The sequence below is a fragment of the Kitasatospora sp. NPDC098663 genome (assembly GCF_044760075.1).
Classification (GTDB): domain Bacteria; phylum Actinomycetota; class Actinomycetes; order Streptomycetales; family Streptomycetaceae; genus Kitasatospora.
The window spans coordinates 250,809-274,377 of the sequence record NZ_JBIWAP010000002.1; the positions used below are offsets into that span (position 1 = coordinate 250,809).

The 23,569-nt window shown below is 72.5% G+C and carries 19 protein-coding genes and 1 tRNA gene; 9 read left to right on the forward strand and 11 right to left on the reverse strand.

The genetic code is table 11. The features are described from left to right. Positions 1–28: 28 nt before the first annotated feature. Positions 29–832, reverse strand: a complete 804-nt coding sequence (locus ACIQVZ_RS03195) for a DUF5324 family protein (protein ID WP_350876756.1) — start codon at positions 830–832, stop codon at positions 29–31. A 193-nt stretch (positions 833–1,025) separates the two neighbouring features. Between ACIQVZ_RS03195 and ACIQVZ_RS03200 the strand changes: the two genes are divergently transcribed. Then, complete coding sequence (locus ACIQVZ_RS03200) at positions 1,026–1,871, forward strand: rhomboid family intramembrane serine protease (RefSeq protein WP_350876758.1); 846 nt, start codon at positions 1,026–1,028, stop codon at positions 1,869–1,871. A gap of 334 nt (positions 1,872–2,205) precedes the next feature. On the opposite strand, the gene crgA is transcribed toward ACIQVZ_RS03200, so the two are convergent. Further along, entirely contained in the window at positions 2,206–2,454 is a 249-nt protein-coding gene (gene crgA / locus ACIQVZ_RS03205) for a cell division protein CrgA (protein ID WP_350876761.1), read from the reverse strand. 175 nt (positions 2,455–2,629) lie between these two features. On the opposite strand from crgA, the gene ACIQVZ_RS03210 reads away from it, so the two are divergent. The 5 genes from ACIQVZ_RS03210 (at position 2,630) to ACIQVZ_RS03230 (ending at position 6,340) form a co-directional block, all read left to right on the forward strand. Then, entirely contained in the window at positions 2,630–3,388 is a 759-nt protein-coding gene (locus ACIQVZ_RS03210) for a DUF881 domain-containing protein (RefSeq protein WP_063351254.1), read from the forward strand. A 69-nt stretch (positions 3,389–3,457) separates the two neighbouring features. After that, positions 3,458–3,637, forward strand: coding sequence for a hypothetical protein (locus ACIQVZ_RS03215; RefSeq protein WP_350876763.1), 180 nt, complete (start codon positions 3,458–3,460; stop codon positions 3,635–3,637). Positions 3,638–3,700: 63 nt separating this feature from the next. Then, positions 3,701–4,372, forward strand: coding sequence for an aminodeoxychorismate/anthranilate synthase component II (locus ACIQVZ_RS03220; protein WP_063348449.1), 672 nt, complete (start codon positions 3,701–3,703; stop codon positions 4,370–4,372). A 5-nt stretch (positions 4,373–4,377) separates the two neighbouring features. Beyond that, positions 4,378–5,499 carry a class E sortase gene (locus ACIQVZ_RS03225; RefSeq protein WP_402446710.1) on the forward strand — a complete coding sequence of 374 codons (1,122 nt, stop codon included), beginning with the start codon at positions 4,378–4,380 and terminating at the stop codon, positions 5,497–5,499. A gap of 37 nt (positions 5,500–5,536) precedes the next feature. Further along, positions 5,537–6,340, forward strand: coding sequence for a class E sortase (locus ACIQVZ_RS03230; RefSeq protein ID WP_402446713.1), 804 nt, complete (start codon positions 5,537–5,539; stop codon positions 6,338–6,340). Positions 6,341–6,506: 166 nt separating this feature from the next. Here the strand turns inward: ACIQVZ_RS03230 and pknB are convergent, their stop codons facing one another. The 6 genes from pknB to ACIQVZ_RS03260 all read right to left on the reverse strand — a co-directional run bounded on the left by pknB (position 6,507) and on the right by ACIQVZ_RS03260 (position 15,025). Continuing rightward, positions 6,507–8,645 (reverse strand): Stk1 family PASTA domain-containing Ser/Thr kinase, encoded by a 2,139-nt coding sequence (pknB, locus tag ACIQVZ_RS03235; protein WP_350876770.1) that lies wholly within the window; start codon positions 8,643–8,645, stop codon positions 6,507–6,509. A gap of 260 nt (positions 8,646–8,905) precedes the next feature. After that, positions 8,906–10,363: a peptidoglycan D,D-transpeptidase FtsI family protein gene (locus ACIQVZ_RS03240; RefSeq protein ID WP_402446717.1), complete on the reverse strand. Its 1,458-nt coding sequence runs from the start codon at positions 10,361–10,363 to the stop codon at positions 8,906–8,908. Next, a complete protein-coding gene (locus ACIQVZ_RS03245; RefSeq protein WP_402446887.1) occupies positions 10,360–11,736 on the reverse strand; it encodes an FtsW/RodA/SpoVE family cell cycle protein in 1,377 nt (458 codons plus the stop codon). The genes ACIQVZ_RS03240 and ACIQVZ_RS03245 overlap by 4 nt, the downstream gene beginning before the upstream one ends. A 160-nt stretch (positions 11,737–11,896) precedes the next feature. Beyond that, positions 11,897–13,522 (reverse strand): PP2C family protein-serine/threonine phosphatase, encoded by a 1,626-nt coding sequence (locus ACIQVZ_RS03250; protein ID WP_402446719.1) that lies wholly within the window; start codon positions 13,520–13,522, stop codon positions 11,897–11,899. A 53-nt stretch (positions 13,523–13,575) separates the two neighbouring features. Continuing rightward, the gene (locus ACIQVZ_RS03255) at positions 13,576–14,118 is read right to left on the reverse strand and encodes an FHA domain-containing protein (protein ID WP_350876776.1); all 543 of its coding nucleotides are present in this window, start codon (positions 14,116–14,118) and stop codon (positions 13,576–13,578) included. Positions 14,119–14,164: 46 nt separating this feature from the next. Next, complete coding sequence (locus tag ACIQVZ_RS03260) at positions 14,165–15,025, reverse strand: DUF3662 and FHA domain-containing protein (protein WP_350876778.1); 861 nt, start codon at positions 15,023–15,025, stop codon at positions 14,165–14,167. A gap of 418 nt (positions 15,026–15,443) precedes the next feature. On the opposite strand from ACIQVZ_RS03260, the gene ACIQVZ_RS03265 reads away from it, so the two are divergent. Further along, positions 15,444–15,527: transfer RNA gene (locus ACIQVZ_RS03265), tRNA-Leu, on the forward strand. A 50-nt stretch (positions 15,528–15,577) separates the two neighbouring features. Here the strand turns inward: ACIQVZ_RS03265 and ACIQVZ_RS03270 are convergent. Both ACIQVZ_RS03270 and ACIQVZ_RS03275 read right to left on the reverse strand, forming a co-directional pair. After that, positions 15,578–16,726: a histidine kinase gene (locus tag ACIQVZ_RS03270; RefSeq protein WP_350876780.1), complete on the reverse strand. Its 1,149-nt coding sequence runs from the start codon at positions 16,724–16,726 to the stop codon at positions 15,578–15,580. Next, positions 16,723–17,394, reverse strand: coding sequence for a response regulator transcription factor (locus ACIQVZ_RS03275; RefSeq protein ID WP_063351251.1), 672 nt, complete (start codon positions 17,392–17,394; stop codon positions 16,723–16,725). Before ACIQVZ_RS03275 ends, ACIQVZ_RS03270 begins: the two co-directional genes overlap by 4 nt. A 321-nt stretch (positions 17,395–17,715) precedes the next feature. On the opposite strand from ACIQVZ_RS03275, the gene ACIQVZ_RS03280 reads away from it, so the two are divergent. Both ACIQVZ_RS03280 and ACIQVZ_RS03285 read left to right on the forward strand, forming a co-directional pair. Next, the gene (locus ACIQVZ_RS03280) at positions 17,716–19,545 is read left to right on the forward strand and encodes a phosphatidylglycerol lysyltransferase domain-containing protein (protein WP_402446723.1); all 1,830 of its coding nucleotides are present in this window, start codon (positions 17,716–17,718) and stop codon (positions 19,543–19,545) included. A 172-nt stretch (positions 19,546–19,717) separates the two neighbouring features. Continuing rightward, positions 19,718–20,515 (forward strand): hypothetical protein, encoded by a 798-nt coding sequence (locus ACIQVZ_RS03285; protein ID WP_350876782.1) that lies wholly within the window; start codon positions 19,718–19,720, stop codon positions 20,513–20,515. Between the two features lie 37 nt (positions 20,516–20,552). Here the strand turns inward: ACIQVZ_RS03285 and ACIQVZ_RS03290 are convergent, their stop codons facing one another. Then, the gene (locus tag ACIQVZ_RS03290; protein WP_402446726.1) at positions 20,553–23,390 is read right to left on the reverse strand and encodes a SpoIIE family protein phosphatase; all 2,838 of its coding nucleotides are present in this window, start codon (positions 23,388–23,390) and stop codon (positions 20,553–20,555) included. Positions 23,391–23,569 lie beyond the last annotated feature (179 nt).

Genomic DNA, 23,569 nt, shown 5'->3' on the forward strand with positions numbered 1-23,569 from the left:
CGACACGCCCTGAGGACCGGGCTACGGGTCAGTGCGGCTTGCGCGGGTCGTGCGGCTTGGGGTGGTCGCCGTCACCGTCGTCGTCGGGCCGGCCGGGTGGCGGAGCGGGCTCGGTGGCCGCGTCCCCGGCCCGGGGCCCGGCGGGAGCGGCCGGGGCGCTCTGCGGGGCGCCGGCGGCGTTGACCGGCCCGGGGCCCGTCGCCCCGGCGGCGTGCGCCCCGGCGGGTTGGTCGGCCCGGTCGGTCGGGGGCTCGACCAGCCACTCCGGGTTGCTCTGCCGGCGCCACCACTGCCAGGCCACGATCCCGCCGCCGATCGCCAGCGCACCGGCCACGGCGAGGCCGGTGGCCAGGCCGTTGCACCGCTTCCTCCGGGCGTTGCGGGCGGCGAGGTGGCTGATCTCGGCCGAGGTGACGTTGCCGTGCAGCGCGGTCAGCGCGGCGGCGCCCCGGGTCTGGGCCTCCTGGGCGACCGGGGTGACGGCGGCGCGGGCCTCCTCGACGGCCTGGGCGACCCTGGGGCCGACCGTGGAGCGGGCCTGGTCGGCTGCGCGGCCTGCGGAGAGCCTGGCCGCCAGAGCGGCCTCCTGGGCGCGGTGGAAGGCCTTCAGGGCGTGCTGCTGGGTTTCGGGCGGCAGACTGGCGAAGGCGTGACCGAACTGCGGGGCGATGTGCCGGTCGTACTGGACGCGGAGGCTCTGGGCGGCCTGGGCGGCTTTCGGCCCGAAGGTGTCCAGGGCCGGGCCGAGGCGCTGCCTGGCGCCGTCCGCGAGGTGCGCGGCGGTGTCCCGGGTCTTGGTGGCCGTCTCACGAGCCGAGTCCGAAAAGGTCACGAGTCTCTCCTCCTGGGTGGCGTCCTTTATGCACATATCCACCTGAATGCTGATCATGCATGCTGATTTGTCCACCGGCATGTCGGAGTGGGCCGTACGCGGGGTGCGGAAGGGGCCGGGGAGCGGGCCCGATGTCGGATCCGCCGCAGTAGGCTGGCGATTTCGGCGTCCCGTACGGGAGGGGAAGAACCTCATGCTGACCGGCTGCTACCGGCACCCGCAGACGGCCACCGGCGTCTCCTGCACCCGCTGTGAGCGGGCGATCTGCCCGCAGTGCATGGTGACCGCCTCGGTGGGCTTCCAGTGCCCGGAGTGCGTCGGCGGCGGGCACGCCGGGACGCGGCGGGCGACCACCCGGTTCGGCGGGGCGATCGCCCAGGACGGCGGGCTGGTCACCAGGGTGCTGATCGGCATCAACGTGGTCGTCTTCGTGCTGGCCGCCTACGTGCTCACGCCGCGGCTGGGCCAGGTCTGGGAGCTGTACAGCGCCGGGCGGGCCATCCTGGGCGGTCCGGACGGTGTCGCCGACGGGCCCTCCCAGTGGTACCGGCTGCTGACCTCGGTGTTCCTGCACCTGCAGTGGTGGCACATCGGGATGAACATGGTGGTCCTGTACTGGCTCGGCCCCGCACTGGAGACGGCGCTCGGCCGGCTGCGCTTCCTGGCCCTCTACCTGCTCTCCGGCCTGGGAGGCAGCACCCTGGCCTTCCTGATCGACGGCAACGCGCTGCGGTCGGTGGGGGCCTCGGGCGCGATCTTCGGGCTGATCGGCGCCACGGTGGTGATGCAGCTGCGGAACCGGGGCCCGCTCGCCCCGGTGATGGCGTTCCTGGTCTTCAACCTGGTCGTCACCTTCTCGCGGACGGACATCGACTGGCGGGCGCACATCGGCGGCCTGGTGGTGGGCGCGCTGACGGCGGCCGGTCTGATGTACGCCCCGCGAGAGCGCCGCGGCCTGGTCCAGGGGCTGGCGCTGGCGGGGTCGCTGGCCGTGGTGGCGGCGATGCTGATGATCGGGATGGCCCGCTACGGCGCGTGACGCCGAGGGCGTTTGTCCACAGCAGGTGCGGGGTTGTGCACAGGCTGTGTGGCGCCCGGGGTGCGGACTGCTGTTCTACGCGTGTCCTGCTGTGCGGTTTTCCCATTCCCGGGAAGTTGTGCACAGCTGTGGAAAGCTCGCGGTCGAAAAGTTATCCACAGGCTGGGGGGACTTTTCCCCAGTGTGGATAACCATGTGGATAAGCGGGACCATCCGATGATGGGGATAACCGACCGGTTTCCCGCCCGTGTCCGGGCACGCCTGACCGCCGCCCGGCACCAGTGGTCCGAAGCGGCGGAGGTGGCTCGACCGGAGCCTCAGGAGGAGCGGGAGGCTACTTCCACTGGGTGGAGACGCCGAACCCCGCGGCGATGAACCCGAAACCGACCAGGATGTTCCAGTTCCGCCAGCTCTCGACCGGGTAGCTGCCGCTGGTCACGTAATAGGTGACGATCCAGACCAGGCCGATCAGGAACAGTGCCAGCATCAGCGGTGCGACCCAACTGCGGCCCGAACTGATCTTCACCGCGGCCGTGGTCGGCGGGGTGTAGTCGGACTTCTTGCGGAGTCGAGACTTCGGCACGAGGAGCTCTCCTGTCGATGCGCTGTGAGACCGCGCAGAGGTGCAGCGGGGGTCGGTCGGCCGGTGACGGGCGGTGCGGAACGCACGGGACCGTTCCCGCACGCGCCACCGGCGTCCGTTAGCGTAGTGGCTCGGTGGGTCTTAAGGAGATAAGGGTACGGTGCCTAATTTGTCGATTCCCCCTCGGCCGACCACTACCCGCCGCTCCGGCACCCGAATTGTCGGGCGTGCCCTGACCTGTGCGGTCTTCGCGCTCGCCGGGCTGCTCTTCTACATCAGCGCGCAGACCGCCCGCGGCACCGACCTGCGGACCGACAACTCGCTGCTGAGCCTCGGCGACGTGATACGCCAGCGCAGCTCGCAGAACCAGCAGGCCCAGGCCCAGCTGGCCGACCTCCAGGCCCGCGCCCAGGAGCTCACCGGGCAGCAGGGCGGCAACCCCGCCGACGCCGCCCGGCTGGACGACCTGCGGCTCGGCGCGGCCCTGGAGCCACTGCAGGGCGGCGGCCTGACCGTCACCCTCAACGACGCCCCGCCGAACGCCACCGCCCGCATCCCGGGCGTCCCCGAGCCCGGCGTCAACGACCTGGTCATCCACCAGCAGGACATCCAGGCCGTGGTCAACGCGCTGTGGCGGGGCGGCGCCGAAGGGGTGCAGGTGATGGACCAGCGGCTGATCTCCACCAGCGCCGTCCGCTGCGTCGGCAACACCCTGCTCCTCCAGGGCCGGGTCTACTCGCCGCCGTACGTGGTCCGGGCGGTCGGCCGCACCGATGCGCTGAAGGCCGCCGTGGACGGCGACCCGACGATCCGCAACTACCTCCAGTACGTCCAGGCGTACGGGCTCGGCTGGAAGGTCCAGGAGAGCGGCGACCTGACCCTCCCCGGATACTCCGGGACCACCGAGCTGCGGTCGGCGGGCGGGCAGCAGTAGCGGACCGGCCCCGCGGTCGTTGATCCCGGGTCTACTCTTGACCCCAGTCCGCTACGTCGAGGGAGCACCATGTACGGCTGGATCTGGCGTCACCTCCCGGGAAACACCCTGGTCCGCGCCGTCATCTCGCTGCTCCTCGTCGTGGGGATCGTCTATCTCCTCTTCACCTACGTCTTCCCGTGGGCGGAACCGTTGCTCCCCTTCGGTGACGTCACAGTGGACGGCGGCGAAGGTGCCGCGGCCGGCTGAACCGGCGGCCCCGCACCTCCACCCTGCCGACCCCGCCCCGCATCCCACGGAGACCACGCGAGAATGACCACCCAGCCGACCGCGCCCCGCATCCTGGTCGTGGACAACTACGACAGCTTCGTCTTCAACCTGGTCCAGTACCTGTACCAGCTCGGTGCCACCTGCGAGGTGGTGCGCAACGACGAGGTGACCGTCGAGCACGCCGTCCGCCGGTCCGGCGGCGAGGACGACCAGGGCTTCGACGGGGTACTGCTCTCCCCCGGGCCCGGGGCGCCGGAGGAGGCCGGGGTCTGCATCGGGATGGTGCACCACTGCGCGGGGATCGGGCTGCCGGTCTTCGGCGTCTGCCTGGGCCTGCAGTCGATCGCGGTCGCCTACGGCGCGGTGGTCGACCGGGCACCGGAACTGCTGCACGGCAAGACCTCGCCGGTCGAGCACGAGGACGGCGGGGTGTTCGAGGGGCTGCCCTCGCCGCTGACCGCCACCCGGTACCACTCGCTGGCGGTCGAGCCGGCCACCGTGCCGGACGAGCTGGTGGTCACCGCGCGCACCGACAGCGGCGTGATCATGGGTCTGCGGCACCGCGAACTGCCTGTCGAGGGCGTGCAGTTCCACCCCGAGTCGGTGCTCACCGAGGGCGGCCACCGGATGCTCGCCAACTGGCTGGCGGAGTGCGGCTACCCGCAGGCCGTGGACCGGTCGGCCGGGCTCGCCCCGGTGATCGGCCGGGGCTGAGCGGCGTGACCGCGCTGCGTCCGGAGGGGCGTTACCAGCCGGAGGCGGGCCCGGGTGACGGACAGCCGTACGGCGGCGCGCAGTACGGCGGCGGCCCGTACGGGGACGGGCAGCACCACGGTGGCGCGGCGGCGTACCCGCAGCAATATCCGGCGCAGCCCGGGCAGGGCGCCGCCGAGGACGCCTGGGGCGTGTACGAGCAGGCCGAGCAGCCCGCCGCGTCCGGACCCGAGTACCCGTGGCTGCCCGACCAGACGCTCCAGCTGCGCCTGCCCCTCGACATCGGCGGGCCGGCCGCGGAACCGGCCCCGCCTACCGGCGGCCGGGCCGAGCGCCGCAGGGCCGCCCAGGGCCGGACCTCCGTGCGCGCGGGCGTCGGCCGGCGCCGGGCGCGCGGCCGGGGCGCCGGGGCGCAGGCGCGGCCCAAGGAGTCCGCGGTCGTGGTGGCCGCGCGGCTCGTCGGGGAGCTGTGCATCACGCTCGGCGTGGTGATGCTGCTCTTCGTCTCGTACCAGCTCTGGTGGACCAACGTGCAGGCCGACGCGGCCGCCGACGGTGCCCGCAACCGGCTGGAGAAGCAGTTCGACGCCGCCCTGGCGCCGCCGCAGCCCGGGCAGCCGGCTCCGGACCCGGCCAAGCCGGAGTCGTTCGAGCCCGGCAAGGGCTTCGCCATCATCTACCTGCCCAAGCTGGGGCTGAAGTTCCCGATCGCCGAGGGCACCTCCAAGCCGGCGGTGCTCGACAAGGGCCTGGTCGGCCACTACACCGGCACCGGGATGCCGGCCGACAAGGCGGGCAACTTCGCGCTGGCCGCGCACCGCAACACCCACGGCGAGCCGTTCCGGTACATCAACCAGCTCGGCAAGGGCGACAAGATCGTGGTGGAGACCGCCACCTCGTACTACACCTACGAGGTCACCAGCAGCATCCCGGAGACCTCCCCCAACAACGTGAGCGTGATCAAGCCCGTCCCCAACGGCGCCGGTTACGCGGGCGCCGGCCGGTACATCACGCTGACCACCTGCACCCCGGAGTTCACCTCCAAGTTCCGCCTCATCGTCTTTGGCAAGATGACCGAGGAACGGCCGCGTAGCCAAGGCAAGCCGGCCGCGATCACGGGCGGGTGACCGCCCGGGCACCCGGCACGAAGGGGGAGCACCGGAGATGACGGACGAGACCGCGCAGTCGGCCGAGCCGCGGGAGGAGGCCTTCCCGCCGCCCGAGGCCGGCCCCGCGCCCGCCCGGCGCGGCCGCAGTCGGGCGCTGGCCGCGCTCGGCGTCTTCGGCGAGCTGCTGATCACCCTGGGACTGGTGCTCGGCCTGTTCGTGGCCTACTCGCTGTGGTGGACCAACGTCGAGGCGGACCGCTCGGCGGCCGCGGCCTCCGACCGGCTGCGCGACACCTGGGCCGCGAGCCCGACCGGCACCCCCTCGGCCGCCCCCGGCGGGACGCCCGCCCCCGCCGCGCCGTTCGCGGCCGGGGACGCGGTCGGCTTCCTGCACGTCCCGGCGATGGGCCGGGACTACCAGGTGCTGATCCGGATGGGCACCGACAGCGACACCCTGGCCGAGGGCGTGGCGGGGGTGTACGAGCAGCCCTACCGTGCCGCGATGCCCTGGGATCAGGCCGGCAACTTCGCGCTGGCCGCCCACCGGGACGGCCACGGCGCCAAGTTCCACGACCTGGACGCGGTGCACAAGGGCGCCGCGGTCGTCGTCGAGACCAAGGACAAGTGGTACGTCTACCGGATCGACAGCACCCTGCCGGAGACGTCCAAGTACGACACCGGCATCGTCGCGCCCGTCCCGGTCGGCTCCGGCTACACCGGCCCCGGCCGGTACATCACGCTGACCACCTGCACGCCGGTGTACACCTCGCGCTACCGGATGGCGGTCTGGGGGAGCCTGGTGCGGGTGGACGACGTGGACGCCAAGCGCACCCCGCCGCCGGAGCTGCGTCAGCCCTGAGCCCGCCGGCCGCGGCCCGGAACCCGCGGCCCGGAGCCGAGAACGCCCGGAACCGAGAACGCCCGGAACCGGGAACGCCCGAGGGCCCGTCGCAACCGCTGCGACGGGCCCTCGGGCGTACGGCCGGACAACTCCCACCAAGCCTCAGATCCAGGGGAACCAGGGCTTAGTTGTTGTTCCCCCCTTTGGTGTTGGAGGGTGAGGGGGAGCCGGGGTCACCCCCTTTGGGCGGATCGGCCGGCTTCGTGATGAGCATCACCTGGGTGTTCGGGTCCAGCTGGGTGCCGGCGATCGGGTTGGTGCTCACGACGATGGCGTTCGGGTCCGACGGACCGGACACCACCGTGTAGAGCAGCCCGACCTTGCCCAGCTGCGAGATGGCCTCCGACAGCTTGACGTTCTGCAGCGGCGGGACCTGGGGCTTGTCCTGCATCTTGAAGATCGTCAGCGTGATCTTCGTGTTGGCCGGGGCCTTGGTGTTGGCCGGGACCGACTGCGCGGCGACGGTGTTCGCCTTGCTCTGGTCGGTGGTCTGCACCGTCTTCGAGGCGTCGACCTGGAAGCCGAGGCCCTCCAGCTGGGCCTGCGCCACCTCCTTCTGCGCGCCGACCACGTTCGGCACGGACACCTTCGACTTGCCCTGCGAGACGGTCAGCTTGACCGGCGCGGTCGGGTCACCGGCGGTGCCCGCCGCCGGGTCCTGGGCGGTGACGTTCTCCTGCGGAGCGGTGTCGTCGTCCTTGTACTCGGTGGTGACGTTGGTGAAGCCGGCGTCGCCGAGCGCCTTGGTCGCCTGGTCCTTGGTCTTGCCGACCACGTTCGGCAGCGGGGCCTTGGCCGGGCCGGAGGAGAGCTGCACGGTGATGGTGCTGTTCTCCGCGACCTGGCCGCCGACGGCCGGGTTCTGGGTGCAGACCTGGTCCTTCTTGATGTTGGCGTCCGGGCAGGCGAGCTTGTCGCCCTCGGCCACCACGAGCTTGGGACCGGCCGCGGCCGCGGCCGTCTTGGCGTCCGCCAGGCTCTTGCCGACCAGGTTCGGCACGGAGACCTTCGGGGTCTCCGTGGTGCCGCCGCCGTTGCCGTTGAACATGGCCTGGGCCACGAAGAAGGTGCCGACCAGGACCAGCACGGCGGCGACCGCCAGCACGATCCAGGAGGTGTTGCTCTTCTTCGGCGGCTGCTCGCCGCGCCGGCCGCCGTCCCGGCCGTAGCCGTCGTCGTGGCCGCCGCCCGCCGGGCCGTCGGCGTAGGCCTGGCCGTAGCCGTCGTCCTGGTAGCCGCCCTGCGGGCCGTAGCCGGGCTGCGCGCCGGCCTGCGGCAGCATGGTGGTCGGGCCGCCGCCGGGCTGCTGCGGCAGCACGTTGGTCTGGCCGTACGGGTCGTGCTGCTGCGGGTAGCCGTTCTGGTCGTAGCCGTACCCGGCGCCCATGCCGTACGCGGCGGCCTGTTGGGCGGCGGCCACCGGCAGGCCGTCGAGGAAGCGCTCGATGTCGTCGCGCATCTCGTCGGCGCTCTGGTAGCGGTAGTCGCGCTCCTTGGCGAGCGCCTTCAGCACGATCGCGTCGATCTCGGGGCGGACCTCGGGATCGAAGACGGACGGCGGCTGCGCCTCCTCCCGGACGTGCTGGTAGGCCACCGCGACCGGGGAGTCGCCGACGAACGGCGGGCGGACGGTCAGCAGTTCGTAGAGCAGGCAGCCGGTGGAGTAGAGGTCGGAGCGGGCGTCGACCTGCTCGCCCTTGGCCTGCTCGGGGGAGAGGTACTGGGCGGTGCCGATGACGGCCGAGGTCTGGGTCATGGTCATCCCGGCGTCGCCCATCGCGCGGGCGATGCCGAAGTCCATGACCTTGACGTTGCCCTGCCGGGTCAGCATCACGTTGGCCGGCTTGATGTCGCGGTGCACGATGCCGGCGCGGTGCGAGTACTCCAGCGCCTGCAGGATGCCGATGGTCATCTCCAGCGCGCGCTCGGGCAGCAGCCGTCGGCCGGAGTGCAGCAGCTCGCGCAGGGTGGACCCCTCGACGTACTCCATCACGATGTACGGGATGGAGATGTTGTCGATGTAGTCCTCGCCGGTGTCGTACACGGCGACGATCGCGGGGTGGTTCAGGGACGCCGCGGACTGCGCCTCGCGGCGGAAGCGGGCCTGGAACGACGGATCCCGGGCCATGTCGGCCCGGAGCGTCTTCACTGCGACGGAACGGCCGAGCCGGGTGTCATGGGCGAGGTACACCTCGGCCATGCCGCCGCGTCCGAGGACGCCGCCGAGCTCGTACCTGCCGCCTAGGCGACGAGGCTCTTCCATAGTTCCGACCCTCTCCCTCACCTGCCGGCGAGGTTGTGACGTAGGTGTCCCCGCACGCTCTGGGTGACGCCGAGCGGGTCTCGACCGGTTCTCCGGCCGGGCCGTGCGCCGTCTCGCGGGCGGCAACGGGCACACCCGCTGCTGGCGGATACGCTACCGGTCGCACCGCATCGGACCGGAGTCGGCCGTCGGCCGATATCAGACCGGTATCCGGACGGGGGTGTCGATCGTGACTTTCCACTCACGGTCGGGCCTCCTCCTCACTTGCCGAGGACGGCCTGCATCACCGCCTTGGCGATCGGGGCGGCCAGCCGGCCGCCGCTGATGCCGTCGCGGTTGTTGGAGCCGTCCTCGACCACGACCGCGACCGCGACGGACTGGCCGTCGGTGGTCTTGGCCCAGGAGGTGAACCAGGCGAACGGCAGCCCGGCGTTGTCCTCACCGTGCTGGGCGGTACCGGTCTTGCCGCCGACCTGGAGGCCGGGGATCTTGGCGGTCTTGCCGGTGCCGTTCTCCACCACCGAGACCATCAGGTCCTGCATCTTCTGCGCGGTGGCCGGGCTCATCGGCTGGGAGAACTGCTTCTCGGTGTGCTTGGAGATGGTGGTCAGCGAGGCCGAGCGCTCCTGGTCGACCAGGTACGGCTGCATCAGGCTGCCGTTGTTGGCGATCGCGGCGGACACCATGGCCATCTGCAGCGGGGTGGCCCGGGTGTCGTGCTGGCCGATCGAGTCCTGCGCGGTGCCGTCCAGGCTCGCGCTGCTCGGGAAGATGCTCTTCTCGGAACGGACCGGGGTGTCGATGGTGCTGTTGAAGCCGAACTTCTCGGCCTGCGCCCGCATCTTGTCCTTGCCGAGGTCCGCGCCCATCTTGGCGTAGACCGTGTTGCAGGACTGGTCCATCCCCGACTTGACCGTGGCGTTCCCGCACTTCTCGAGCGGCGACTCGTTGTTCAGCACCGTCTCGGTGCCCGGCAGGGTGTACGGGTCCGGCGTCGCGGTCTGGTCGTCGATGTTCCGGTACAGGCCGTTCTCGAACGCGGCGGTCGCGGTCACCAGCTTGAACGTGGAGCCGGGCGGATAGGTCTCCTTCAGCGCCCGGTTGAGCATCGGCTTGTTGGGGTCGGCGTTGAGGTCCGTCCAGGCCTTGGAGTCGCCGCTCTCGCTGCCGGCGATGGTGCCCGGGTCGTAGGACGGGGTGGAGACCAGCGCCAGGATCGCGCCGGTCTTCGGGTCGATCGCGACGGCGGCGCCCTTCTTGTCCCCGAGGCCGTCCCAGGCGGCCTTCTGGGCCTTGGCGTTGATCGTGGTGACGACGTCGCCGCCGCGCTGCTGCTCGCCGGTCAGCATGTCCAGGGTGTTGCGGAAGAAGAGCCGGTCGTCGGTGCCGGAGAGGATGCCGTCCTCCAGGTTCTCCAGCTGGCTGGAGCCGAAGACCTGCGAGGAGTAGCCGGTGACCGGGGCGTACATCGGGCCGTCGACCCAGGAGCGCTTGTACTTGTAGCGCAGGCCGTTGACGAAGTCGGACTTCGTGACCGGCTGGCCGCCGACGATGATGTTGCCGCGCGGGTGGGCGTACCGGTCGTACTGCTGGCGCTTGTTGTTCTTGTTGGTGGCCCAGGCGTCGGCCTGGACGCCCTGCACCCAGTTGGTGCGCACCATCAGGGCCAGGATCAGGACGAGACAGAAGATCGAGACCCGGCGGATCGGCTTGTTCATCGGGCGGGTCCTCCCTGGCCCTCGGTGGCCGGGGTCGCTTCGACCCCGGGTCGGCGGGCGCTGTCGCTGATCTTCAGCAGGATCGCGACCAGCGCCCAGTTGGCGACCACGGACGAACCGCCCTGGGCGAGGAACGGCATGGTCATACCGGTGAGCGGGATCAGTCCGGTGACCCCGCCGGCCACGACGAAGACCTGCAGTGCCATCGCCGACGAGAGCCCGACGGCGAACAGCTTGCCGAACGGGTCGCGGGCGGCGAGGGCGGTGCGCAGGCCGCGCTGCACCAGCAGGGCGTACAGCAGGAAGATCGCCATCAGGCCGGTCAGCCCGAGCTCCTCGCCGAACGAGCCCAGGATGAAGTCGCTCTTCGCGGCGAAGTTGATCAGCCAGGAGCGGCCCTGGCCGAGGCCCGAGCCGGTCACCCCGCCGGAGCCGAGCGCCATCAGCGACTGGCCGATCTGCTCGGTGGCGCCCTTCGGCGGGTGTGCTCCGAAGGCGGCCATCGGGTCGAGCCAGGCGTCGATGCGGACCTTGACGTGGCTGGTGGTCATGGCGACCGCGACCGCGCCGCCGATCGACATCAGCAGGCCGAACAGGATCCAGCTGGTCCGCTCGGTGGCGACGTAGAGCATCACCACGAACAGGCCGAAGAACAGGAAGGACGTGCCGAGGTCGTTCTCGAAGACCAGGATCAGCAGGCTGAGCAGCCAGATCACCACGATCGGGCCGAGGTCGCGCCCGCGCGGCAGGTACAGGCCCATGAAGCGGCGGCTGGCCAGGGCGAGGGCGTCGCGCTTGACCATCAGGTAGCCGGCGAAGAACACCGTCAGGATGATCTTGGCGAACTCGCCGGGCTGGATCGAGAAGCCGCCCATCCGGATCCAGATCTTGGCGCCGAAGTCCTCCGCCCGGGCCGGGAAGAAGGCCGGCGCGGCGAGCAGGACCAGCGCCGCCACCATCGAGATGTAGGTGTAGCGCTGGAGCACCCGGTGGTCCTTCAGGAACACCATCACGGCGATGAACAGCCCGATCCCGAGGGCCGACCACATCAGCTGGTTCCGGGCCGCCGGGAAGTTGGCGCTCAGCAGCTTGCCGGCCTTGTCGAGCCGCCAGATCATCACCACGCCGAGACCGTTCAGCAGGGTGGCGATCGGCAGCATCAGCGGGTCCGCGTACGGCGCGAAGCGGCGCACCAGCAGGTGCGCGACCAGCGCCAGCGTGCCCATGCCGAGTCCGTAGCCGACCATGCCGCTCGGCAGCGAGGAGTCCATCGCGAGCCCCACGTTGGCGTACGCGAGGATCGGCAGCACGACGGCGAAGGCCAGCAGGGCCAGCTCGGTGTTGCGCCGGTTCGGCGCGCCCTGGAGGGAGATGGTGGTGTTGGCACGGCGCCGGGTGGCGGCGCGGTCGGTGGCCGTCCGGCGCCTGCCGGCCCGGCCGGTGTCGTCGCTCAGGTCGTAGGTGCTCACGTGGTGACCGCTCCCTGACGGCCGGCTGCCCCGCTCGGGGCGGGCCTATGTCGGATCACGGAGGTCACTGCTTCGGGCAGGAGTCGGCCCGGCTGCGCTCCTCCTCGGTCAGCCCGGACAGGTCGCCCGACGGGCCGGTGTTCGGCGCGGCGGCGTTCGGCGCCGGGGTGGTCGGGCTCGGGGCGGTCGGCGTCGGGGTGGCCGGGGCCGGGGTGGTGGGGGCCACCGGGGGGCGGGTCTTCTCGCCCGGGGTGGGCGTGACGGCCAGGAACGCGGCGTGGGTGGCCTGCGCCGCCTGGGTGCCCTGGGCGGCCGGGACGGTCCGGGCGTCGGCGACCTTCTTGCAGAGCTTGACCCAGCCGTCGAGCTCCTGGACGGTCGCGGTGGCGGCACCCAGGCTGTCGGCCGAGATGGTCTTGTTGAGGTGCTCGGCCTGGTCCTGCGGCAGGTACTTGAGCTCGACGTCCTTGTACGCGGTGTGCACCGAGGACAGGCTCAGGCCGGCCAGGTTCTGGTTGATGCCCTGGTAGACCGCGACGTGATCGCCCTGCTTGCCGACGTAGTACTGGTCCTGGGTCCACTGGTAGCCCAGGAACCCGGCGCCGCCGAGCAGGCCGAGGGTGACCAGGACGGCCACCGAGACGGTGAGGCCCTTGCGCTTGCGCTTCGCGGGGGGCTCCTCGTCGAACTCCTCGGCGCCGTACACCGAGGGCTCGCCGGAGCCGTAGCCGTACTCGCCCTCGTAGCCCTCGGCGGGGCCGAAGCCGCCCTGGGCGGCACCGTAGCCGGCGTCGTAGCCCTCGGCCGGGCCGAAGGCGCCCTGCGGGGCGCGGCCGAGGCCGGCGGCGCGGCCGGCCGGGGTGTCGGCGATCGAGCGGTCCGCGGCGGCCGAGGACGGCGGGGTGTCGGCGACCGCGCCGACCACCACCGGGACGTCGTTGTACTGGCCGCTGGCGGTGTCCGTGGCACCGACGTCGATGACGTCCGCCACGATGCAGGTGATGTTGTCCGGACCGCCGCCGCGCAGCGCGAGCTGGATCAGCTCCTGCACGGTCTGCTCGGGCGAGTAGTAGCTGCCGAGGGTGTCCTGGAGGGTCTGGTGGCTGACCGGGCCGGAGAGGCCGTCGGAGCAGATCAGGTAGCGGTCGCCGGCGCGGACCTCGCGGATCGACAGGTCGGGCTCGACCTGGCCGCGGCCGTCGAGCGCCCGCATCAGCAGCGAGCGCTGCGGGTGGGTCTCGGCCTCCTCCGGCGTGATCCGGCCCTCGTCGACCAGGCGCTGCACCCAGGTGTGGTCCTGGGTGATCTGCACCAGCGAGCCGTCGCGCAGCAGGTAGGCGCGGGAGTCGCCGACGTGCACCATGCCCATCCGCTGGCCGGTCCAGAGCATGGCGGTCAGCGTGCAGCCCATGCCCTCCAGCTGCGGGTCCTCCTCGACCATCTGCCGGAGCCGGTCGTTGGCGCCCTGGACGGCGTCGCCCAGCAGGGTCAGCAGGTCGGCGCCCGGCACGTCCTCGTCCAGCCGGACGATCGAGCCGAGCACCTCGGAGGACGCGACCTCGCCGGCCGCGGCGCCGCCCATGCCGTCGGCCACGGCCAGCAGCCGCGGCCCGGCGTAGCCGGAGTCCTCGTTCCCCTCCCGGATCAGTCCCTTGTGGGAGCCGGCGGCGAAGCGCAGCACCAGGGTCATGCGACCTGTGCCCCCCTCTGGGTCATGGACGGGATGCTGTCCCTCATGCGCTACTACTTCCGCAGTTCGATGACGGTCCTGCCGATACGGATCGGCATGCCCGGCTGGAGCGGAGTGGGCGCGGTCAGGCGCTGCCGGTCCAGATAGGTGCCGTTGGTGGAGCCTAGATCCTCGACTGTCCACTGCCCAGTCTGATCCGGATAGATCCTGGCATGCCGGGAGGACGCGTAGTCGTCGTCCAGCACGATGGTGGAGTCGTGCGCGCGGCCCAGGGTGATGGTCTGGCCCTGGAGCGCGACGGTGGTGCCGGCCAGCGAGCCCTGCACCACCACGAGCTGGGTCGGGGCGCCGCGACGGCGGCCGCCGCCCTGGGTCTGGCCCGCCGCGGGGGCGGCGGCCGGGGCCTGCGCGGCGCGTCCGGCGGCGGGAGCGGCGGCGGCGCCGCCCGGGGCGGCGCCCGCGCCGCGACGGGAGGAGCGGGGGTTCACCTTGGTCCCGAACAGGTCGCTGCGGATCACCTGGATCGCGACGATGACGAACAGCCACAGCACGGCCAGGAAGCCCAGCCGCATGACCGTGAGGGTCAGTTCTGACATGGCCGGCCCGCCTGTCGGTGAGCGAGGCGCGCGAACAACTCGGACACTACCCTTCGACCTGTCGGTAGACGATGGTGGTGGAGCCCACGACGATGCGGGAGCCGTCGCGGAGCGTAGCGCGCTGGGTGTGCTGTCCGTCCACCACGATGCCGTTGGTGGATCCCAGGTCGAGAACCATCGAAGGGGTGCCGGGGCGGATCTCGGCGTGCTTGCGGGAGACCCCGGGGTCGTCGATCCGCACGTCCGCCTCGGTCGAGCGGCCGAGCACGCAGGCCGCGCCGGTGATCTGGTGGCGGGCGCCGTTCACCTCGATCCAGCGGCGGAGCGAGGCGCCGTGACCGGCGCCGGGGAAGGCGCGGACGTTGCCGCCGGAGGTCGCGGGCGGGCCCGCGGGCATCGCCGGGGGCGCGGCGGGCGGCGGGGGCGCGCCGTACTGGCCGGCGCCGGTCTGCTGCCACGGTGCGCCGGGGGCCGGCGCGGCCGGCTGGCGGTCGTAGCCGGGCTGCTGCTGCGGGGCGTACTGCTGGGGCTCCTCGGCCGCCAGGGTGCGGCTGCGCACCCGGTACAGGCCGGTGTCGAGGTCGTCGGCCTTCTCCAGGTTCACCTGGAGCGGGCCCATGAAGCTGTACCGCTGGGCCTCCGCGTACTCGCGGACCATGCCGGCCAGCTCGGCGCCCAGCTGCCCGGAGTAGGGGCTGAGCCGCTCGTGGTCGTGCGGGCTCAGCTCGACGATGAAGTCGTTCGGCACGACGGTGCGGTCGCGGTTCCAGATGCTCGCGTTGTTGTCGCACTCGCGCTGCAGCGCACCGGCGATCTCCACGGGCTGGACCTCGGACTTGAACACCTTGGCGAAGGTGCCGTTGACGAGACCCTCAAGCCGCTGTTCGAACTTCTTCAGCACTCCCATGGGACACCCCCTTCCAGGGTTCGTTCGCCTGCCTGCCGACCGGATCCCGCCGGGAGTCGGTCGTGCCTACTTGCGGTACTTCCGTACTGATCGTATCCACGCCGGGCCCTTCCGTACGGTTCCCGGACAGCGTGGTGCCCGGGGGTGGGCTCGGACACACAGGGTGACGCATACCGGGTACGGCACGCCAGGTGTGCCCGTCCGGATGGGTTCCCGTCACTCGCTCGCCCGTTCGTCGTGCATCCGTTCGGATGCGCTTCGTCCCGCCGGAGAACGGATTCGGAGCGGCCCCCCGGGTCGTGCTACTGTTTTCCACGTCGGAAGGGCCGCCCACCAGGGAGGCCGGTCCAAGGAAACGCGAAGACCACATGGTACCGAGCGGTTCGGAAGATCGGTCGGCAACGAAGACGACACCCATGCGCGGGTGGCGGAATAGGCAGACGCGCTGGATTCAGGTTCCAGTGCCCGAAAGGGCGTGGGGGTTCAACTCCCCCCTCGCGCACAGCGAAGCCCCGCAGATCTACGGATCTGCGGGGCTTTCTCGTTGCCCGGTCAGGAACGGGTGGCGGGCAGCTCGGCGCGGACCTCGAAGCCGCCGTCCTGGGTGGGGCCGGCGGTGAGCGAGCCGCCCAGCAGCTGCGCGCGCTCGCGCAGGCCGACCAGGCCGTGGCCGCCGCCCGGCAGGATCTCGTCCGGGTGGACCGGGGGCGCGTCGTTGCGCACCTCGACCCGCAGCCGGCGCCCCTTCGCCCGGACCTTCACGTGCACCGCCGCCTCCGGGGCGTACTTGGTGATGTTGGTGAGCGCCTCCTGGACGGTGCGGTAGGCGGCCCGCTCGACCGCCTCCGGCCACGGGCGGTCACCGGGGTTCAGTTCGGTGTCGGCGGCCAGCCCGCTCTCCGCGATCAGCCGGGGCAGGTCGGCCAGCCGGGGCTGCGGGGCGAGCGGGGCGTCCGGGCGCGGGCCGGCGGTGCTGCGCAGCACCCCGACCATCTGGCGCAGCTCGTCGAGGGTGCGGACGGCCAGTTCGCGGATGGTGCGGGCGGTGGTCGCGGCGGCCGGGTCGCCGGTGCTCACCTGGAGCGCGCCGGCCTGGATGCTGATCAGGCTGACCTGGTGCGAGACCACGTCGTGCATCTCCCGGGCGAGCCGGCCGCGCTCGCTGATCAGCACCCGTTCGGCGAGCAGCCGGCTCTCCCGCTCCTGGCCGCGGGTCAGCTCGTCGAGCCGGGCGGCCAGCTCCCGCCGGGTGCGGGCGAGCAGCCCGGTGGCGGCCGGGCCGGCGGCCAGCATCACCGACTGGATGGCGTAGAGCGCGGTGTCCCGGCTGAGTTCGAGGGTCTGCTCGGACAGCGGCCAGTGGAAGAACTCGACCAGCGTGAACAGGGTCGCGCAGGGGATGACGATCCGCGGGCGGGGGCGTTCGGCGGCCACCGTGTAGACGGCGGTGATCGGGGCCAGCCAGATGTCGTCGACGTAGCTGCCGGGCATGGTCAGCAGCAGCACCGCCACCGGGAAGCGGCGGCGCCAGAGCAGGGCGACGGCGGCCAGCGTGGAGAGCGCGATCTGCCACCACGGGGAGTTCCGGGCCACCAGGGCGGCGTCCAGGAGGGAGTAGAGGGCGGGCAGCAGGAGCATCAGCCAGGGGGCGGTGCACCAGGCCGGGAGCCGTCTGGACGGCAGCTGTTCGGTGGCCGTCATGCCCCGTCGCCGGGTTTCGGCCGGACCAGCCCGGCCCGATGGGCGAGCACCGCCGCCTGGACCCGGTTGGCCGCGCCGAGCTTGCCGAGGATCGCGCTGATGTGGTCCTTGACGGTGCCGGTGCCGAGGAAGAGCCGGTCGGCGATCTCGGCGTTGGACAGTCCCTCGCCGAGCAGGGCCAGCACGTCGAGCTCCCGGCCGGTGAGGGTGCGGGCGAGCGAGGTGGCCTCGGCGTCCGGGCCGCCGCCGTCCACGTAGCCGCCGATCACGGTGCGGGTCACGGTCGGGGACAGGATGTTCCCGCCGGCCGCGAGCACCCGGACGGCGTGGACCAGCTGCTCGGGTGCGGTGTCCTTGAGCAGGAAGCCGGAGGCGCCGGCCCGCAGCGCGGTGCCGATGTACTCGTCGCTGTCGAAGGTGGTGAGCATCGCCACGGCGGGCGGGTCCGGCAGGGCGCGCAGCCGGCGCAGCACCGAGATGCCGTCGAGGTCCGGCATCCGGATGTCGAGGAGCACCACGTGCGGGCGCAGGCGCTGGACGTGCTCCTCGGCCTGGCCGCCGGAGCAGTCGCCGACGACCTCCAGGTCGGGGGCGGAGCCGACGATGAGGCCCAGGCCGGAGCGGACCAGGATCTCGTCGTCCACGATCAGCACGCGGGTGTCGGTGATGGTGCCTCCTCGGTTCTGGCGGCCGGGGTCGGGCGGTCCGCGCGGGTCGTTTCGAGGGTAGGGGTAGCCGGGGTGGGGCGCCGAACGGATGGCGGTCCTCACCCCCGCCACATGGCGGGGGTCGGAATCCGCTACCCGGTTCACGCAATTCTCAGGCAGGGTGGGGAACCATGGAGTTGGCTGCCCTTTGTCGGCCTGCTCCATTCAGTGGGCGCCCGGTCGAGGTGAGGGCCGCCGGTCAGTCCGTCGGGCCCCCTGCGGGCACCCGTCGCCGGGCCGTGTGCGGATGCGCCCCACCATCTGATCGTTTGGAATTGAGCTGTGTCGTCCACTGTGAAGTCGGAGCCTTCCGCCACGTCCACCGGGCCCCGGCCCGTCGGCGTGCTCGACCGCTGGCGCCCGCGGGCCGCCGCCGTCTCCGTGTGGTACCTCCGGCTGCTGGCGCTGCTGAACGTGGCGACGGTGCTGCTGGTGCCGTGGGGGAACCAGGTCAACGAGCACAACGAGGGTGAGTACTTCACCCCGTACCTGATGACCTCGGGCCTGGCCAGCGCGGTGCTGGCGGTCTTCCTGGCCATCGCGATGCGGCGGCGCAAGCGGGCCGCCTGGATCTTCAACGCGGCCTTGGCCAGCCTGTTCGCGCTGCTGTACCTGCTGGCCATGGTGACGCCCGGCGAGCGGTTCAGGGACCACCCGCTCAACTACATCTCCACCGTGCTGACCTGCCTGTTCGTCCTGGCGCTGGCCATCGGGCGGAAGGACTTCACGTCCAAGGGCGACCGCTCCAACCCGAAGACCGCGGCGGCCACCTTCGTCGGCGGGCTGCTGTTCGGCGGGGTCGTCGGCGCGCTCCTGGTCTGGGCGACCAACGGGCTCGGCGGCGCGGGCTTCTGGGACCTCTTCCGCTACTCCGTCGGCCGGATGATCACGATCAACCCCTCGGAGCACCTGCGCTCGGTGATCTCCTCGCCGACCTGGGTCAACGCGGCGATCAACGCGATGGGCGCGGTGCTCTTCCTGCTGGTGTTCTACGTGGCCTTCCGCAGCCCGCGCGGCAAGGAACTGCTGAACCCCGAGGACGAGGCGAAGCTGCGCTCGCTGCTGGACAAGCAGGGCGAGCGGGACTCGCTCGGCTACTTCGCGCTGCGCCGGGACAAGGCGGTGATCTTCTCCCCCAGCGGCAAGGCGGCGGTGACCTACCGGGTGATCGGCGGGGTCTCGCTGGCCTCGGGCGACCCGATCGGCGACCCGGAGGCCTGGCCGGGCGCGATCGACTCCTGGCTGGCCGAGGCCCGCGAGCACGCCTGGGCGCCGGCCGTGATGGGCGCCTCCGAGGAGGCGGGCGTGATCTACGCCCGGCACGGGCTGGACGCGCTGGAGCTGGGCGACGAGGCGATCGTCGAGCTGGACGAGTTCTCGTTGGACGGCCGGGCGATGCGGGTGGTCCGCCAGGCGTACAACCGGGTCAAGCGGGCCGGGTACACGGTGCGGATCCGCCGGCACGAGGACATCCCCGAGTGCGAGATGGCCGAGCTGGTGGCCAAGGCCGACCAGTGGCGCGACGGGGCGACCGAGCGCGGCTTCTCGATGGCGCTCGGCCGGCTCGGCGACCCGGGCGACGGCCGCTGCGTGATGCTGGAGTGCCACGACGGCGACGGCGAGCTCAAGGCGCTGCTGAGCTTCGTCCCGTGGGGCTCGGACGGGCTCTCGCTGGACCTGATGCGCCGGGCCCGGGACACCGAGAACGGCCTGATGGAGTTCATGGTCATCGAGCTGCTGCAGCGTGCCGAGGAGGTCGGGCTGAAGCGGGTGTCGCTGAACTTCGCGATGTTCCGCTCGGTCTTCGAGCGCGGGTCGCGGCTCGGCGCCGGACCGGTGCTGCGGTTGTGGCGTTCCGTCCTGGGCTTCTTCTCGCGCTGGTGGCAGATCGAGTCGCTGTACCGCGCGAACGCCAAGTACCGGCCGATCTGGGAGCCCCGCTACCTGCTGTTCGAGAAGAGCAGCGAGATCCCGCGGATCGGCATCGCCAGCGCGCGGGCCGAGGGCTTCATCGTCGCGCCGAGCCTGCCCGCCCTGTTCCACCGCCGGCACTCCGGGGCCGCCGTGGTGGCGCCCCGGCTCCCGGTCGCGGCGCGGGACGGGAAGGGGTAGCCCTCCGCCGGGGGGCGGAGGGGACCGGGAGGTCGGATAGGGGGTGAGGTCAGGGATATCCCTCCCCCCAGAGGATGACCCTGATCCGCATCTATGCCGATGTGGATTTGTTAAGAGGCTTCTAATGTGGGAGTGGCTCAGAAAGTTCGGGGATTCGGGAGTAACGGTTGTGATGGACAGGACCCACGCGGGGGGCGTGCGGGAGGGGTCGCTGGCACTGGTCAGATCGGCCGCTGTCGCCGAGTGGGGGACGTTGTACGCGACGGTGCGGGACGCGGTGGCGCGCAAGAAGTTCGCCGCCGTTCCGATGGCCACGGCGGCGACGTTTCTGATCCTCCTGTTCAGCATCACCCAGCACCTTCCGGGCGGTGAGCACTTCGTCAACCGCATCGGGGTGGTGAAGGCGGCGCTGCCGCTGGACGTCTCGCTGCTGCGGACCCCGCTCTCGCTGTACGTGCCGGCGCTGGACCTGCCGGTCTGGGGCGCGCTGGCCCAGGTGTTCGTGGTCTTCGGCGTCGCCGAGATCGTGCTCGGCCGGCGGATGACCCTGGTGGTGGCCTACACCTGCACCCTGGCGGGCACGCTGTTCGCCCGGATCGGCGTGGCGCTCGGCCCGGGCCACCTGTTCGGCTTCCCGAAGTGGGTCGCCTACGTGCGGGACACCGGGCCGTCGGCCGCGGTGGTGGCGCTGGCGATCTGCATCGCGTTCCGCTGCCGGGCCTGGTTCACCGCCGGCCTGGTGGTGGTCATGATGGTCGGCGAGGCGGTCGTGCTGCCGAACCTCGCCGGGCTGGAGCACGTGGTCGCGGTGATCACCGCGCTGCTGCTCGCCGTCTCGGTCGAGGTGTTCGGGGACTTCTGGCCGCGGGTGCTGGCCGGGGTCGGGGCCGCCACCTCGGTGGCCGCGGCCGCGTCGCTGGAGGTCGCGGTGGAGGCCCGGCGGCGCCCGGCGGGCGCGCTCGTCCCCTGATCCACGCACCGTCTGACGGCCGTCGGGCAGCCGGCCGTCAGGCGTGCGGCAGGGGGAGTTCGAACCAGACCACCTTGCCGACCGCCTTGCGGGCGGTGCCCCAGCGTTCGGCGAGCTTGGTCACCAGGGTGAGGCCGCGGCCGGTCTCGCCCAACTGCTCGGCCGGCTCCAGCGACGGCAGGTTGTGGTTGTCGTCGCTGACCTCCACCAGCAGCTTGTCCACCCGGATCAGCTGGAGCCGGACGCGGTCCCGGGCCACCCGGACGGCGTTCGTGACCAGCTCGCTGACCAGCAGCTCGGTGATGTCGCTCAGCGCCTCCAGGTGCCAGCCGGCCAGCTGCTCGCGGACCAGCGAACGGGCCCGGCGCACCTCTCGGTGGTCCACCCTGAGGTCCCAGGTCGCCACCTCGGACGGGGCGACCCCGTCGAAGCGGGCCACCAGCAGGGCGACGTCGTCCTTCCGGTCGTCCGAGTGCAGCCGCTTGAGCACCACGTCGCAGGCCTGCTCGGGGCTCTGCAGCGGGTCGATCAGATTGCCGCAGAGCGCGGCCAGGCCCGCTCCTATGTCGCCGCCCCGGACCTCGACCAGGCCGTCGGTGCACAGCACCAGCATCGAGCCGTCCGAGACGTCGATGGTCTTGGCGACGAACGGCACCCCGCCGACCCCGATCGGCGCGCCGGCCGGGATCTCCAGCAGTTCGCCGGAGCCGTCCGGGTGCACCAGCACCGGCGGGACGTGGCCGGCGCTGGCCAGCTCGCAGGTCCGGTTGATCGGGTCGTAGACCGCGTACAGGCAGGTGGCGAGGTGGTCGTCGCCGAGCTTGTGGGCCAGGTTGTCCAGGTGCCGCAGCAGCTGGCCGGGCGGCAGGTCGAGCGCGGCGAGGGTCTGCATGGCCGTCCGGAAGCGGCCCATCGCGGCCGCCGAGTGCAGGCCGTGGCCCATCACGTCGCCGACCACCAGGGCGACCCGGCTCCCGGGCAGCTGGATCGCGTCGAACCAGTCGCCGCCGACCTCGGCCTTGGGGTCGCCCGGCAGGTAGCGGTGGGCGATCTGGACGCCGGGGATCTGCGGCGGGCGGGTCGGGATCATCGAGCGCTGGAGGGTGGTGGCCACCCTGGCCTCGGCGCGGTGCAGCCGGGCGTTGTCCAGGGAGAGCGCGGCGCGGACGGCCAGCTCCTTGAGCGTGGCGGCGTCGCTCTCGTCGAAGGGGGCGCGGTCCGGCAGCCGGAGCAGCTTGAGGATGCCCAGCACGGTGCCCCGGGCGGACAGCGGCACCACCAGCATCGAGCGGCCGGAGACCACCGGGGCCAGCCGGGCCCCGCCGAGCGCGATCGCGTAGTCGACCGCGACGTCCGCGCTGATCACCGGGACCAGGACCGGCTGGTTCAGCTGCAGGGCCATCCCCGGCGGGGTGCGGCGCGGCATGCTGACCAGCGAGCCCTCGGACAGCACGTGGTCCCAGGCGCCGCCGGTCTCGTTGTAGACCAGGGCGACCCGGCGGAGCATGGTGTCGTCGTCCGGGCGGGCGGCCGGCAGCTCGGATTCGGAGATCAGCCCGTCCACCAGGTCCACGCAGGCGAAGTCGGCGACCCGGGGGACCAGCACCTGGCAGAGCTCGTGCGCGGTGAAGCCGAGGTCCAGGGTGGTGCCGACCTTGCCGCCGACCTCGTTCAGCAGCGCCAGCTGCTCGCCGGCCTGCCCGTTGGTCAGGAACGGGCTCAGCCGCCCGGACTGGGCGCCCTCGGCGCCGGTGGGGGCGGCAGGGGTCCGGTCGGTGCGGCGGGGCGGACGGCCGCCGGCGGACGGTTCGGCGGCGGCCGGCTCGATGGCGGCTCCTCCTCCGGTCGGGGACGGGGCGGTCGGGGGCGGGACCGCAGGGGCCGGGGCGGTCAGGGCCGGGCTGGTCGGTGGGACGCCTGCCGGGGCGCCTGCGGCGCCGGACGGCTGGGCGGCCGCGGACCGCTCGGCGGTCTCGCGCTGGGCCGGCAGCGGGCCGGGCGGCCGACCCCGGACCGTCCGGGCCGGGGGCGCGGACTGCTCGGGCTGCGGTGGCGGGCCGACCCGGGCGGCGCGCTGCTGGGCGGTCGGGTAGCGGCGGCCGAGTCCGGCGGCGGCGTGCGCGGCGGCGGCCTGCGGGTCGGCGGGCAGGACCGGCAGCACGGTGGCCGGGTCCAGCCGCAGGGCGGGCAGACCGGCCTGGTCCAGCACGTCGAGCAGCAGCGCCCGGCGCGCGGCCGAACCCGCCGGCAGCAGCCCGGCCAGCCGGTCGGCCGACAGCGGACCGGCGCCCAGTCGGCCGGGCGGGGTCAGGGCCGCGCCCAGCCGGTGGAAGCCGCCCCGGGCGGGCGGGGCGGCGGCGAACGGCAGCAGCCGCTCGCCGAGGGCGAGCCGGGGGCCGGCGGTGCGCAGCGGCCGGGCGTCGGCGGCGAGGGCGAGCAGGCCGCCGAACGGGTCGGGCAGCGGCCAGGCCCACCAGAGCACGTCGCGCAGGTGCTCCTCACGGTCGATGACGGCCAGCTGGCCGGCCCAGGGGCGCCCGTCGGCGGTCAGCGCGGCCAGGGTGTCCAGGGCGTCGCGGCGGCGGCGCACGACGGACCCGGCGGCCTGGCCGGGGGCGGCGAGCGGTTCCACTGCGGGCAGCAGTCCGCTGGCCGGCCGGTCGTGGGCGACTTCGGCGCGGTGCCCGAACAGTTCCTCGGCGGCCCGGCTCCACTGGGCGATCCGTCCGGCCCGGTCGACCAGGACGAGGGCGAGCCGGACCATGGCGGCCACGCCGGTCGGGTGGTCACCCGGTACGGCCTCGGCGTCCGCCGGACGCGGTGTGGAGTTGGACTCGGCCACCATGGATTCGGTCTGCTCCCGCCTGGCCGCCACGCCTGGAGGCGGCCGTCTCTCCGGAGGAAGGCACGCTGTGCGGAAACCCGGGGCGCGTCTTGTGGATCGTGCCGGGCTTGAGGGCGTGTCTGAACGAGTCCGCCGGGCGCCCGACGCCGCGTGCTGATCCGACGCGAATCATCAGACACGCCCTAGCGAAGCACGGACCGGCCCGGGCG

Bases quoted from the DNA above. Each gene is read 5' to 3' on its own strand.
- ACIQVZ_RS03200 (WP_350876758.1), top strand. From the start codon at position 1,026: ATGCTGACCGGCTGCTACCGGCACCCGCAGACGGCCACCGGCGTCTCC.
- ACIQVZ_RS03215 (WP_350876763.1), top strand. From the start codon at position 3,458: ATGTACGGCTGGATCTGGCGTCACCTCCCGGGAAACACCCTGGTCCGC.
- ACIQVZ_RS03220 (WP_063348449.1), top strand. From the start codon at position 3,701: ATGACCACCCAGCCGACCGCGCCCCGCATCCTGGTCGTGGACAACTAC.
- ACIQVZ_RS03230 (WP_402446713.1), top strand. From the start codon at position 5,537: ATGACGGACGAGACCGCGCAGTCGGCCGAGCCGCGGGAGGAGGCCTTC.
- pknB (WP_350876770.1), bottom strand. From the start codon at position 8,645: ATGGAAGAGCCTCGTCGCCTAGGCGGCAGGTACGAGCTCGGCGGCGTC.
- ACIQVZ_RS03240 (WP_402446717.1), bottom strand. From the start codon at position 10,363: ATGAACAAGCCGATCCGCCGGGTCTCGATCTTCTGTCTCGTCCTGATC.
- ACIQVZ_RS03250 (WP_402446719.1), bottom strand. From the start codon at position 13,522: ATGACCCTGGTGCTGCGCTTCGCCGCCGGCTCCCACAAGGGACTGATC.
- ACIQVZ_RS03255 (WP_350876776.1), bottom strand. From the start codon at position 14,118: ATGTCAGAACTGACCCTCACGGTCATGCGGCTGGGCTTCCTGGCCGTG.
- ACIQVZ_RS03260 (WP_350876778.1), bottom strand. From the start codon at position 15,025: ATGGGAGTGCTGAAGAAGTTCGAACAGCGGCTTGAGGGTCTCGTCAAC.
- ACIQVZ_RS03270 (WP_350876780.1), bottom strand. From the start codon at position 16,726: ATGACGGCCACCGAACAGCTGCCGTCCAGACGGCTCCCGGCCTGGTGC.
- ACIQVZ_RS03285 (WP_350876782.1), top strand. From the start codon at position 19,718: ATGGACAGGACCCACGCGGGGGGCGTGCGGGAGGGGTCGCTGGCACTG.